We start from the raw sequence: 12918 nt of genomic DNA on the forward strand, positions 1-12918 counted from the left end.
GGTACGGGTGCTTGGAACTTTAGGGAGATTGAGAAATTGTTCATGATTTATTCATGAACGCGGCTTCATCACGAAAAAAGCGGGTTTTTCAATAACGAAAAGCCCGCAGTCTTTCTTCATATAATAGTAAACAAAATTGTTCATCATATATAAACCTGAAAGTGTAAAGGAGGGAGGCAGGGGGCTTTAAATTCTGTCAGGGCGAGGGATGGAGTTTGCAAAAAAGAACGGTTTCCTTTAACGGAAACCGTTCTTTTTTATTTTGCTTGTACTTTAATGCTGTTATCTTCCACAATCACGTTAAAACCTTTAATGTGAGAATCTTCCAGCAGCAGATCTGTCATTTCATCCTCAATCGATTCTTGAATGGTTCTTCTGAGCGGACGCGCGCCGAATGCAGGATGGTAGCCAAGCTCCGCAATTTTTTCTTTTGCTTCATTTGTGACGTGTAAGTCGATTTCGCGTTCTGCCAATGTTTCTTCAAGCTCGTTTAGAAGCAGCGTGACAATTTTGACCAGATGCTCTTTTTGGAGAGCATGGAATTCGATAATGCTGTCGAAACGGTTTAAAAATTCAGGTTTGAAAAACATGCTGAGTGAATCAATCAGTGTTTGTTCTTTAATGGCCGATTCTTCTGATTGAAAACCGACTTTTACCTGTTTTTCGCCAGTTCCCGCATTGCTTGTCATAATAATGACGGTGTCTTTAAAGCTCACTGTTCTGCCTTGGCTGTCGGTTAAGCGTCCGTCCTCCATAATTTGCAGGAACATATGCTGTACGTCCGGATGGGCCTTTTCAATCTCGTCCAGCAAAACGATGCTGTATGGATTGCGGCGCACTTTTTCAGTTAATTGACCGGCTTCATCATGTCCAACGTATCCTGGCGGTGAACCGATGATTTTAGATACAGCGTGTTTTTCCATATATTCACTCATATCGAGACGGATAATGGAGTCTTTCGTACCGAATAACTCATCTGCAAGTGTTTTAGAAAGCTCGGTTTTCCCTACGCCTGTCGGGCCTACAAAGAGAAACGTTCCGACAGGTCTGTTTTTTGACTTCAGTCCGGCGCGGCTTCTTCTTACCGCTTTTGCCACTTTTTGAACGGCCGCTTCCTGTCCGATGACACGTTCATGAAGTTTTGCTTCAAGTTCTTTCATTTTTGTTTGTTCATCTGATTGCAGTTTTCCGACTGGAATGCCTGTTTTTTGTTCTACGATGTCTTGAATGTGCTCAGCGTTGACTGTAATAGCTGAACGGGCAGACGTTGTTTTGAGTTTTTTCTCAAGTGCCTCTTCTTCGTCGCGAAGCTTTGCAGCCTGTTCGTAGTTTTCTTCTTCAAGCGCTTTTGCTTTCTCTGCCTCGATAGCAGTCAGCCGTGCAGCTGCATCCTCATGATTCATCTCATCAATTAGAAGATTTGCCTTTGATCCGGCTTCGTCTAACAGGTCAATGGCTTTATCCGGCAGATGGCGGTCCTGAATATAGCGGGACGATAAAGTGACACAAGCTTTGATCGCTTCATCACTGAATGTGACGCCGTGATATGCTTCATATTTATCTTTAATACCTTTTAGGATGCTGATCGCCTGATCAATGGAAGGCTCCTGCACCATAACAGGCTGAAAACGTCTTTCCAGCGCTGCATCTTTTTCTATTTGACGGTACTCTTTTAATGTCGTTGCTCCGATGACTTGCAGCTCGCCTCTGGCAAGAGCCGGTTTCAATATATTGCCGGCATCCATTGATCCTTCGGCAGAGCCTGCACCGACCAGAAGATGGATTTCATCAATGAAAAGAATAACATTTTTACGCTCTTTCAGTTCGGTGATCAGCTGTTTCATTCTTTCTTCAAATTGCCCTCTGATACCGGTATTGGCGACAAGCGAGGCAACATCAAGCAAATATAGCTCTTTGTTTTTTAATTTATTCGGAACATCGCCTTCTGCGATTTTGAGAGCGAGCCCTTCTGCAATCGCCGTTTTACCTACACCGGGTTCCCCGATGAGAACCGGATTATTTTTATTTCGGCGGTTTAATATTTCAATCACCCGCGCCACTTCATCATCTCGCCCGATTACAGGGTCAATGAGTCCCGCTTTCGCACCGTTTGTGACATTTTGGGCCAGTTCATCAAGCAATCCTTTTTTCTGGCCTGATAGTTGTGCGGCTTGATCTTTTTGTTGAAAGAAACCTTGTTCAAATGGAAAGCCGAAAGATTGCGGCCCCATACTCATAGATGGTTTACGGGTTAATTCTGTATAACAAGTTTCACATAAAACCAGTTGTTTTTGAACGGAATTGATCTGCATGTTAAGGCGAATCGTCGCCTCGTTTTTCTGACAGTGTTGACAACGCATTTGCCAAAACCTCCTTAGAAAGTTTGATTATCTTTGACCAAATGAATGAGAAAAAAAGGTCTGTTATTTGACCAACTTTGACTAATAGTATACTCTGACCTTTTTTGACTTTCAAGCTTTTTGCTTCAATCCAAATGTCAGCCGTTTTAGCCAAGATAAACAAGAAGTAGAGTTTGACTATTTTTGACCAATGGGATGAAGAAAAAAGGTCTATTGTTTGACCATCTTTGATTATTAGTATACTTGGACTTTTTTCGTCTTTCAAGCTTTTTGCTTACTGGTGATTTCAGCTGGTTTATACAGTAAAACATCATTTTTTCTTCTTTTCAAGGAACTTGTCTCATAGGGTATAAAGAATGATGCGGAATAAATTTGTGGTTGGTGCGGAGGGAAGCGATGGGACAATCAAAAGGATCTGCATGTCAACTTGCATTTGTATATGTAGGGACGGTAGTGGGCGCGGGTTTTGCCACCGGAAGGGAAATTGTTGAGTTCTTTTTGAAATTTGGCTGGCCCGGTCTGTTCGGAATCTTAGTAAGCGGGGGAATGTTTACGTTTCTAGGCGCAAAGATGATGATTATTTCTAAACGGATCAATGCGAAGTCTTATCAAGAAATGAACATTTATTTATTCGGCGCCCAGGCCGGACGAGTTATCAATGTGTTTATGCTATTTGTGCTGCTTGGCGTCACTTCTGTCATGCTGTCTGGGGCCGGGGCGATTTTTGAGGAACAGCTTGGCATGTCCACCCAGGTAGGCATGCTGATCACAATCGGATTAAGCCTGTTTGTCATGACAACGGGAGTTAAAGGAATATTCGGTGTTAATGTGTTTGTTGTCCCGCTGCTGATTTTATTTTCCATGATTGTCGTGGCCGACTCTTTTATTTTTAGTGAGACGAGGAGCGCTGTTGAATGGGTATGGCCGCACAAATGGGACTGGCTTTTGTCCGCAGTATCTTACGGCGCCTTGAACCTGTCGCTGGCACAGGCTGTTCTTGTCCCGCTGGCAAATGAGATTCCCTCCGAGCGGGTGATCAAAAAAGGGGCTTTGCTTGGCGGGGTAATGCTGACAATGGTGCTTGCGGCAAGTTTTTTGTCTCTCTCAGTTCTGCCGGATGTTTTATTATACGATATCCCAATGGCTCAAGTGGTTTTCTTAGTTGCCCGTTCAGTACACATCATCTATTTGTTTATTATTTTTGGCGAAGTTTTCACTTCGGTTATTGGAAATTTGTATGGGCTGGAAAAGCAAATGAAGAGCTTTCTTCATATAAAAAGCAAATATATATTTGCCGGTATTATGCTTACGGCTTACTTGACCAGTCAAATTGGTTACGGAAAACTGATATCAACGATTTATCCGCTATTCGGTTATGTGAGCCTTGCATTTATCGGAGCCCTTGTGTATAAAAAAATTCCTCAAAAATAAGCCTGTTGCTCGATATTAAATCTTACTTTTTTATAAATTTTCCTTTCATTTCCTCAATGTGAGTAAAATATCACGTATAATGAGCTGGAAAGTTATGAAAGGAGTTTTTAATATGAAAGAGCGCCGTTTTCTTTTTGGGCTGTTTTTGATCTTTATCGGAATTATTTTCTTCATGCAAATGACGGGTTTCATCCATTTATCCGCTTCCTCGATATGGCCGGTAATTTTTATTATTCTTGCCGTCGGTTTTCACGCTGGTTTTGTGTTTACCGGAAAACGACCGGATAAAGCAGGTTTGCTTGTCCCTGGCGGCATTACCTTTGTGCTCGGCTGTTTATTTTTTTTCGAAACGTCAACAGGTTGGGCGTATTCCGGCATGACTTGGCCTGTATACCTACTCGCACCGGCATTGGGGTTATTCGAACTGTGGCTGTTCGGCGGAAAACAAGCCCAGCTTTTGATACCGGCCGGCATACTCACCTTGATTGGAGCTGTCAGCTTCGGCGGCCTGTTCGGCGGCTTGTTTTTTACAAGTGTTTGGCCTGCCGGTCTGTTCATTATATCAATTGCGCTTCATGCCAGCGCATTTCGTCATGGAAAACGGAGAGTAGGACTTTTGTTACCCGGCGGCATTTTGCTCGTATTGAGCTGTTTGTTTGTATTTGAAACGTCTGTGAACTGGGCCTATTCAGAAATCACATGGCCGGCTTACATTTTTGCTGCAGCTTTTGGATTGTTTGAATTATGGCTGTTTGGCGGAAGGAAAAAAGGCTTGTTGATTTCAATCGGCATCATTTTGCTTATTGGAACTTCCAGTGTACTTAGCTATTATAATGAAGAAGCGTATGAAGAGATGTGGCCGGCTGTGCTGATTGTCATCTCTATTGTATTTCATGCGGCGGTCTTCAGCTCAAAACATATCAAGGAAAAAGCGGGCATGCTTGTGCCCGGCGGCATTCTGCTCGTATCGGGCTGCTTGTTTTTCTTTGAAACATCGACTGATTGGGCTTATACAGGTGTAACCTGGCCTGTCTATTTATTAGCAGTTGCATTAGGCCTGTTTGAGCTATGGCTGTTTGGCGGCAGAAGGAATGAGCTTTTCATCCCGATCACCATCCTTGTTCTAACTGCTCTTAGCTTTATTGTTACATATCAATGGGCATTATCAATGTCCGTATATTGGCCGGCGCTTTTTGTGCTTTTTGGTCTCATGATTATGTTTTTCCCTTTTAAGAATAGAAAAGAAGCGAAAAAATAAGACAGGCTTCTCTTAAGCTGTCTTTTTTTTTATTGTCAATAAAAACATCATTATGGTAAGATAGCATAAGTGAAAAAATTGAAGAAAATCCGTACATCATGCGGGAGAGGTTCTAGCTACACCCTCTATAAAAAACTAAGGACGAACTGTATCCTTGGATACGGTCTTTTTTATGTTTTTTAGGGCGCCTTTCCATAGAAAAGGTGCTTTTTTATTGGAAACCGTGCTGTCTCTCGCTCAGATTTAGTTACGGAGAAGGAGAGGAATTATGAAAAAAGAAAAAGCAATCGTTGTGTTTAGCGGAGGACAAGACAGCACCACATGCTTACTGTGGGCTTTAAAGGAATTTGAAGAAGTAGAAACCGTGACGTTTCATTATAATCAGCGGCATCAGCAGGAAATTGATGTGGCGAAAGCTATTGCAGAAGAGCTTGGTGTGAAAAATCATCTGCTTGATATGTCTTTGTTAAATCAGCTTGCACCGAACGCCTTGACAAGAGATGACATCGAGATTGAAGCCAAGGACGGCGAGCTTCCATCGACGTTTGTTCCGGGGCGCAACCTTGTATTCTTATCCTTCGCCTCCATACTTGCTTATCAAATCGGAGCGCGCCATATCATTACAGGCGTTTGTGAAACAGACTTCAGCGGATATCCTGATTGCCGCGATGAATTCGTAAAATCATGCAATGTTACAGTCAACTTGGCGATGGAGAAACCGTTTGTCATTCATACACCGCTGATGTGGCTGAATAAAGCGGAAACTTGGAAGCTTGCCGATGAGCTTGGCGCGCTTGATTTTGTAAAAAACAATACACTGACTTGCTACAACGGCATTATTGCGGACGGCTGCGGCGAATGTCCGGCATGTTTGCTTCGCAATAAAGGCTATGAAGAATATATGGAAATGAAAGGGGAGCGGAAGTAATTGATTTCTCAAATTTATCCACAGGCCCAGCACCCTTATTCATTTGAACTGAATAAAGACATGCATATTTCGGCGGCGCATTTTATTCCAAGAGAAAGTGCGGGCGCATGCAGCAGAGTTCATGGGCATACGTATACCGTTAATATTACCGTAGCCGGGGATGAACTGGACAATTCAGGTTTTCTCGTTAATTTCAGTGTGCTGAAAAAATTGGTGCACGGGTCATATGATCATACGTTATTAAATGATCATGATGAATTTTCTAACGATGATCCGTATTCCCTGCCGACTACAGAAGTAGTGGCTAAAACCATTTATAATAAGGTTCAATCCTATTTAGAAACACTTGCAAATAAACCGGCCTGCGTCCAGGTATTTGTCAGAGAAACACCGACAAGCTACTGTGTCTACCGTCCGAAAAAGGGTGGTTTGAATGGCTAAAGGAATTCCCGTTTTAGAAATTTTCGGCCCGACGATACAAGGGGAAGGCATGGTCATCGGACAGAAAACCATGTTTGTCCGCACCGCCGGCTGTGACTATTCATGCAGCTGGTGTGACTCGGCCTTCACGTGGGACGGATCGGCGAAAAAAGATATACGCTGGATGACAGCGGAGGATATTTATTCTGAACTAAAGGAAATTGGGGGAGACGCCTTTTCCCACGTTACCATTTCCGGCGGAAACCCCGCCTTGTTAAAGCAGCTTGACACGTTTATCACGCTTTTGAAGGAACAAAACATACGCACAGCTCTGGAAACGCAAGGAACGGTCTATCAGGAGTGGTTCACTTTGATTGATGACCTGACGATTTCTCCAAAACCGCCGAGTTCAGGAATGACGACTGACTTTAAGAAGCTTGATCATATCCTGACGTCGCTAAAAGACGAAAGCAGGCTCCGTGCGGTCAGTCTGAAGGTTGTCATTTTTAATGATCGAGATCTTGAATACGCAAAAACCGTTCATAAGCGCTATCCTGACATTCCGCTTTATTTACAAGTAGGAAATGATAATGTGCACACAACAGACGATCAATCATTGATCACTCATTTGCTTGGAAAATATGAAACACTCGTTGATAAGGTAGCCGCGGATGCGGAGCTTAACCTTGTCAGAGTCCTTCCGCAGCTGCACACCCTGTTATGGGGAAACAAACGCGGAGTTTAATAGAAAGGAAGAGGAACATGACGACAAGAAAAGAATCAGAATTAGAAGGTGTCACACTGCTTGGAAACCAAGGAACAAACTATTTATTCGAATACGCGCCAGATGTGCTGGAGTCCTTCCCGAATAAGCACGTCAATCGCGATTATTTCGTCAAATTCAATTGTCCTGAATTTACATCATTATGCCCGAAAACAGGCCAGCCAGATTTTGCAACGATTTATATCAGCTACATTCCTGATGAAAAAATGGTTGAAAGCAAATCATTAAAACTGTACCTGTTCAGCTTCAGAAACCATGGAGACTTCCACGAAGACTGCATGAACATCATTATGAATGATTTGATTGAATTAATGGACCCGCGCTACATTGAAGTATGGGGAAAATTCACCCCGCGAGGCGGAATTTCAATTGATCCGTATACCAACTATGGAAAGCCGGGAACGAAGTATGAGAAGATGGCCGAGTACCGGATGATGAATCATGATTTGTATCCGGAGACGATTGATAATCGTTGATTGAAGCATGTATGATTCGGAGTATAAATGCAGGGATCTTATTTTGACAGCCCTCTTGCGGCCAAAATAATGAATAGTGAGACCGAAACCTCGTCTTTTTAGGCGGGGTTTTTTATGTGTATTGAATTTCAACTGTAACCATCGAACCTGAGTAAAAAAAAGACGAGTGAATTTGGGGAATTCAGCTCGTCGCTATGCCATTACAAGACGGGTGCTGGATGGCAGCTCGTCTGTTTCATTATAGAGCATCGAACGTATGTTTGTAAAGCGTTTGGAAAATCTTTATGTATTGTAGTTGTAATTGCCGGCAGATATATTATATTTAACATAGGCAAATAAGAGAGGATTTGAATCGAATGAAAGACGAGTTGAAATATATAGGGGAAAAAATCGTGCAATATGAAGAAGCCTTGGCTCGGAATGTTGCTGATATCGAGATAAACAGTTTAGGGCGCAGATTAGAAGAGGAAAGACAGGCGCTTTCTGGGATAACATATAGAGAACAATTAATCACTTATTTAGGCCAGGCATTGTATCAGGATATGCAGGAAGTCACAGAAAGAATCTCGGAATGGAGTAAACAGGCTGGGGAAATGTTCATCCGTCTTAATGTATCATTGAGCGAATCATTAAGAGCAATTTCTTTTTACCGAACTGTTATTTGGAATGTATTCACGGAAGAATTAGAACAAAGGAAGTTTGCTGCTATTACGATGCTTGACGTGTCTAAAATGCTGGACCCGTTATTTGATAAGGTCAGCAGCATTATCGGGGAAGTATATGAGCAGCATAACAATAGATTAATGAAAATTGCTTATACTGCGCTTGAAGAACTATCTGTAACAGTGGTGCCGGTTGCCGAAACAATAGCGGTCATTCCTTTAGTCGGCGCAATTGATACACACCGCGCAAAATTAATCATGGACATTTCATTGAATGAGGGCGCCCGCCTGAAGCTGAAACATATTATTTTAGACGTATCCGGCGTGCCGCTTATTGATACGATGGTAGCCGATCAAATTTTTCATATTGTGAATGCTTTAAGATTAACGGGTATAAAAGCAATGATTACAGGAATCCACCCGGAAATCGCCCAGACGATTGTGAGTCTTGGCTTAGATTTTGGTGATATCAAAACCCGTGCAACGCTGCAGCAGGCGCTGAAAGAATTAGGTTTCACACAAGATAAGATGTAGAAAGGGTGAACCGCCGTTTGTCTGTTTGCATCATGCTGATCAATTGTTAACGGGAAGTGTGTGTGTTAAGATGCCCTTTACAAGACGGGAGGGATGACGATGGTGACCACATTGCTGTTAAACAGTGTGCCGCTTGAGGTCTTTCAATATCAGGAAGTAAAAGCATCCGGGCGAAAGAGACGTAAAATTTCATTTGTCTTAAAGGTCACGAGCGAAGCGTATCATGATATCGCTGTTCTATTATATGAACAGACGTTTAAGGTAGAGGTCCCGAAGCAAGAGGTGCTCTTTTGGGGAACGATCACAAATTACTCGACGTCCATGACTAACCTTTATCATGCAGACAAGGTCAGTGATTTTTTTGTCGAGATCACGGAACTGGCAGAAGCAGAAATGGAAAACGCCACTTAACAGAGCGGCGTTTTTTTGTTTCAGTCGGAAACACCTTCTGTTAAGTCTTTCCCCATAAAATATTCATCCGCATATTCGCCGGAAATTATAAGTGATTTTTTTCTAGTGCCTTCTATTATAAACCCGTGCTTTTTGTAAAGGTGTACCGCCCGTTTGTTATGTGTCATAACCGTCAGCTCCAGCTTTTTCAATTGTTTTTGTTCTGCAAAGGCAATTGCTTGCTGAAGAAGTTTTGAACCTGTGCCTTGTCCGCTGTTATTTTTTAAAACGCCGATGACGATGCGGGCGACGTGTTTTTGCCTGTTGGCCGCAGAACCGATTATAAGAACAAACCCGGTTAGCTTCTCGCCGCAGACGGAAATAAATAGAGCGGAAGTTCTTTTTTTTCCGATAGATTCAATAAATGCTTTTTGCTGAAGAGACGTTGTTGTCCGCTCATTTGGTTCGTACAGCATAAAATCTGTTTCTTGATCAAGCTGCTTAAACAGCGCAAGCAGTGAATCTGCATCTGAGGGAAGAACAGGTCGAATAACCAAAGCTGTCAGCCTCCAAAGGGAAAGTTGAAAAAGCTGCCGGCCAGGCAGCTTTTTTGGGAAAGCTATGATATATGTAAGGTGTTATTTGGTTCGTCGTGCAGTTTCAGTTGATTTGCAGTAAAGAAAAAGGAGAAGTTAATAGGAGTCTCTGAGAATCTTATAGTTTTTGTGATTGACGACCGTGAGTGAATCTAATTCCAAATCCCGATAGTTATCCATAATGGTAACATCTACGATAACAGAATTTTCATTTACCTTTTCGACGACACCGGTTAATCCATTTTTAAATTCAATGACATTTCCAACCTTTGCGATTTTCACTAGCTTCCTCTCCTTTAACATAATAATTCCTATTGAAAGTATTTTGCAATATTTTCTTTAAGAAGTAAAGCAATATGGGGTTTATCTCCCGTGGCAATTGTTCTCTCAGCGCAAAGATGGTATATTGATTTTCGTTAAACAGATCGAAAAGGGGGAATTTCGGTTGATGCCCGAAGATATGACAGACCAGATTAACCTGCTGCGCACCGGCGATATTCACGAGCTCAGAGTACAGAAGGAGCATTTTTTAGCATTCAGAGCGATTTTATCTCAACAGGAAGATTTTAAACATTTTCGGGGGATCGCCCAGCAAGGCGGAGATGTGGTATTTCAATATTTACAAGAGCCGAGAAGTTAAAGGGTTTCTCAATTTTTGAGAAGCCTTTTTAGATTTTACGACAGACATGACATTTGATGTTCTTATTGTAATAATTGTAACTAAAATGTAAACTTCTAAAAATGGATGATTAAGGAATTTATTGGTTTTGTTTATGAAAAAATAAGCGGTTTTCTTGGTAAAAAGCAGTTTGTCATATAGTATATTCCATCCTGATTGCTGTTTGGGAGAGTTGGAAAATCTTTATCCGTGAATTTGATTTCAACTCTTGTTAAGGTAGTGGAGTGTTTTTTGAGCACTTTAAGGAGGAAACTGTATGACAACAAAATTTGCTGCCTTGGCTGTTTTTCTTCTATGTTTTATGCCTGCAACTAAAATTGAGCATGCACAAGCTTCACTTGTGCTGACAAAGAAGACGAAGCCTGAAGCCAAGCAATTGCTTACACATATAAATAACGATGAAGAAGAATCTTTCCCGTCACTGTCTGATGATAAGGATAAGAAAAAAGTAAAGCCGATCAAGCTATCAGCACGCACTGAAAAGAAAGAAAAACCAAATTCAATCGAGACATCATCTCATCCTAAAGAGAAAGGAGAAAGAAAATATTCCCAGTCGGAAAAAGAACTGCTTTCCCGCCTCGTTCATGCTGAGGCGAAAGGTGAATCCTACAAAGGCAAGGTCGCTGTGGCCAGCGTAGTGCTGAACCGGACGGAGGAGCGCGGCTTCCCTGACACAATAAGAGGCGTCATTTATCAAAAAAATGCTTTTGAACCGGTGGCAAACGGAAGCATCAATCAAAAGGCTGACAAAGATTCAATTGAAGCAGCGGAAGAGGTATTGTCAGATAAGAACAGAGAAACAGAAGCCATCTTCTTTTATAATCCAAAGACGGCATCAGACGATTGGATTCGTTCAAGAAAAGTAATTGAAAGAATCGGCAAGCACGTTTTTGCCATGTAAGCATAGAGGAGGCTTTTTGTCTCAGCTATGCTTTTTTTATATGGTTACATAAAAATGAAAATAATTTTTGGACTTGTCTCATATGATGTTGTTAGAACGAGAGACAAGGGGAGACACCATGAATCGATTTGTAAAAGGGATCATTCTTTTATCTATTGCCGCTTTTTTCGCTGAATGCCTTGAATTCGTCGTGAATATGATTTTGGCGCGGGAACTGGGCGAGCATGGAATGGGGCTTTATATGAGTATATTGCCTACGATTTTTTTAGTCATTGTCATCGCGAGCCTGGAGCTGCCGATCTCCATTTCTAAATTCATTGCAGAATCGAATCCGAAGCTCCATGAAAGTATGCTGAGGCACACGTTTAGAATGACAGCGGTATTCACCGCCTTTTCCACCACCGCTGCAAGCATTGCACTTCCGTTTATTCCGGTGTTTAACACGTATCATCCGTTTATTAAGGGAATTGTCATAGGGCTGATTCCTGTTGTCGCCTTTACCTCGATTGCCAGAGGGTATTTTATGGGTGTGCAAAAAATGGGCAAAATCGCTGCTGCGAATGTAATGAAAAAAATTATTCAGCTGCTGTGTTTGTTTATCTTTTTTCAGTGGTATTCCTTTGAAATCGATACGGCGGTCCTCATTTCTTTGTTTGTCCTTGTTGCGAGTGATGTCGTCGTGTTTGTGTACTTATATACACAATTTATTCTTGCGCGGCGGGCGCTTTCCGGACAGCAGCATATCCATCTTCGGGGAAAGGATGTCAGAAAAAGACTGCTTGCCGTCTCGATTCCGACGACAGGCTTAAGGATTTTTCACGCTGTGACAAATGCCATTGAACCCTTTTTGGTAAAAGGAGCGCTTTTAGCCGCAGGAGTTGCGGGTACAACAGCGATAGACCAATATGGCATGCTTGCCGGAGTTGCCGTGACAATTGGCTCGTTTCCGGCTTTTATCGGCCATTCCTTAATGGTTGTGATGATCCCGAGTATTTCAGAAGCCTATGCGCTGTCTCAATATGACATTGTCTTAAAACGGCTGAAGCAGTCGATTTTCATTACGCTCGGCTACGGTATTCCGGCTGTCTGGGTGATGTTTCAGTTTGCCGGGCCGCTCACCCATCTTTTTTTTCATTCACCAGAGGCGCAATATTATTTACAGCTGCTGTGGCCGTATTTCCTCTTTCATTTGTTTGTCATGCCGCTGCAAGCCTGCTTAATCGGCATGGGATTTGTAAAGGAAGCCTTTTACCATAACGTATGGAGCCACATTGTCGGGCTTAGCATGATGTATGTGCTCGGCTCCATGGAGAATCTGCAAATGCTCGGAATCATTCTCGGGATGAATACAGGAATGATCTTGGTGACAAGCCTTCACTATACGACGATTTGCAAAGGGCTCGGTGTATCTATTTTTCTTACGGGAGGAAACAGATCCCCGCGGATTGAAAGCCGCTGACCATCATACATTCGCAAAAGCAGGGTAAGCTATTCAAAAG

The 12918-nt window shown here is 42.4% G+C and carries 14 protein-coding genes and 1 riboswitch; of the genes, 11 read left to right on the forward strand and 3 right to left on the reverse strand.

The window, feature by feature from the left end; genetic code table 11:
• Window positions 1-257: 257 nt before the first annotated feature.
• Window positions 258-2360 (reverse strand): ATP-dependent protease ATP-binding subunit ClpE, encoded by a 2103-nt coding sequence (gene clpE, locus AAHT65_RS14245; RefSeq protein ID WP_088117058.1) that lies wholly within the window; start codon window positions 2358-2360, stop codon window positions 258-260.
• 396 nt (window positions 2361-2756) lie between these two features.
• Here clpE and AAHT65_RS14250 point away from each other — a divergent pair, with 396 nt between their 5' ends.
• The 8 genes from AAHT65_RS14250 to AAHT65_RS14285 all read left to right on the forward strand — a co-directional run bounded on the left by AAHT65_RS14250 (window position 2757) and on the right by AAHT65_RS14285 (window position 9264).
• The gene (locus AAHT65_RS14250; protein ID WP_003327308.1) at window positions 2757-3791 is read left to right on the forward strand and encodes a YkvI family membrane protein; all 1035 of its coding nucleotides are present in this window, start codon (window positions 2757-2759) and stop codon (window positions 3789-3791) included.
• A 112-nt stretch (window positions 3792-3903) separates the two neighbouring features.
• Window positions 3904-5049, forward strand: coding sequence for a hypothetical protein (locus tag AAHT65_RS14255; protein WP_343310418.1), 1146 nt, complete (start codon window positions 3904-3906; stop codon window positions 5047-5049).
• 100 nt (window positions 5050-5149) lie between these two features.
• A riboswitch (PreQ1 riboswitch) is annotated at window positions 5150-5194 on the forward strand.
• A 123-nt stretch (window positions 5195-5317) separates the two neighbouring features.
• Window positions 5318-5977 (forward strand): 7-cyano-7-deazaguanine synthase QueC, encoded by a 660-nt coding sequence (gene queC / locus AAHT65_RS14260; RefSeq protein WP_061571400.1) that lies wholly within the window; start codon window positions 5318-5320, stop codon window positions 5975-5977.
• On the forward strand, window positions 5978-6418 hold the full coding sequence (gene queD, locus AAHT65_RS14265) for a 6-carboxytetrahydropterin synthase QueD (RefSeq protein ID WP_088117060.1): 441 nt from the start codon (window positions 5978-5980) through the stop codon (window positions 6416-6418).
• Window positions 6411-7142 (forward strand): 7-carboxy-7-deazaguanine synthase QueE, encoded by a 732-nt coding sequence (gene queE, locus AAHT65_RS14270; RefSeq protein ID WP_088117061.1) that lies wholly within the window; start codon window positions 6411-6413, stop codon window positions 7140-7142. Before queD ends, queE begins: the two co-directional genes overlap by 8 nt.
• A gap of 17 nt (window positions 7143-7159) precedes the next feature.
• Window positions 7160-7657, forward strand: coding sequence for a preQ(1) synthase (queF, locus tag AAHT65_RS14275; protein ID WP_003218613.1), 498 nt, complete (start codon window positions 7160-7162; stop codon window positions 7655-7657).
• Window positions 7658-8013: 356 nt separating this feature from the next.
• Window positions 8014-8853 carry an STAS domain-containing protein gene (locus tag AAHT65_RS14280; RefSeq protein ID WP_063637609.1) on the forward strand — a complete coding sequence of 280 codons (840 nt, stop codon included), beginning with the start codon at window positions 8014-8016 and terminating at the stop codon, window positions 8851-8853.
• Between the two features lie 102 nt (window positions 8854-8955).
• Entirely contained in the window at window positions 8956-9264 is a 309-nt protein-coding gene (locus tag AAHT65_RS14285; protein ID WP_189318637.1) for a DUF3219 family protein, read from the forward strand.
• A gap of 20 nt (window positions 9265-9284) precedes the next feature.
• Here the strand turns inward: AAHT65_RS14285 and AAHT65_RS14290 are convergent, their stop codons facing one another.
• Both AAHT65_RS14290 and AAHT65_RS14295 read right to left on the reverse strand, forming a co-directional pair.
• A complete protein-coding gene (locus AAHT65_RS14290; protein WP_268484800.1) occupies window positions 9285-9800 on the reverse strand; it encodes a GNAT family N-acetyltransferase in 516 nt (171 codons plus the stop codon).
• Between the two features lie 135 nt (window positions 9801-9935).
• Complete coding sequence (locus tag AAHT65_RS14295; RefSeq protein WP_010788441.1) at window positions 9936-10121, reverse strand: YkvS family protein; 186 nt, start codon at window positions 10119-10121, stop codon at window positions 9936-9938.
• 163 nt (window positions 10122-10284) lie between these two features.
• Between AAHT65_RS14295 and AAHT65_RS14300 the strand changes: the two genes are divergently transcribed.
• The 3 genes from AAHT65_RS14300 (at window position 10285) to ykvU (ending at window position 12878) form a co-directional block, all read left to right on the forward strand.
• Window positions 10285-10479, forward strand: a complete 195-nt coding sequence (locus AAHT65_RS14300; RefSeq protein WP_034717995.1) for a hypothetical protein — start codon at window positions 10285-10287, stop codon at window positions 10477-10479.
• 295 nt (window positions 10480-10774) lie between these two features.
• Entirely contained in the window at window positions 10775-11419 is a 645-nt protein-coding gene (locus AAHT65_RS14305) for a cell wall hydrolase (protein WP_343310419.1), read from the forward strand.
• 118 nt (window positions 11420-11537) lie between these two features.
• On the forward strand, window positions 11538-12878 hold the full coding sequence (ykvU, locus tag AAHT65_RS14310) for a sporulation protein YkvU (protein WP_343310420.1): 1341 nt from the start codon (window positions 11538-11540) through the stop codon (window positions 12876-12878).
• The last annotated feature ends 40 nt before the right edge of the window (window positions 12879-12918 follow it).

The organism is Bacillus atrophaeus (genome assembly GCF_039519175.1).
Classification (GTDB): Bacteria; Bacillota; Bacilli; order Bacillales; family Bacillaceae; genus Bacillus; species Bacillus atrophaeus.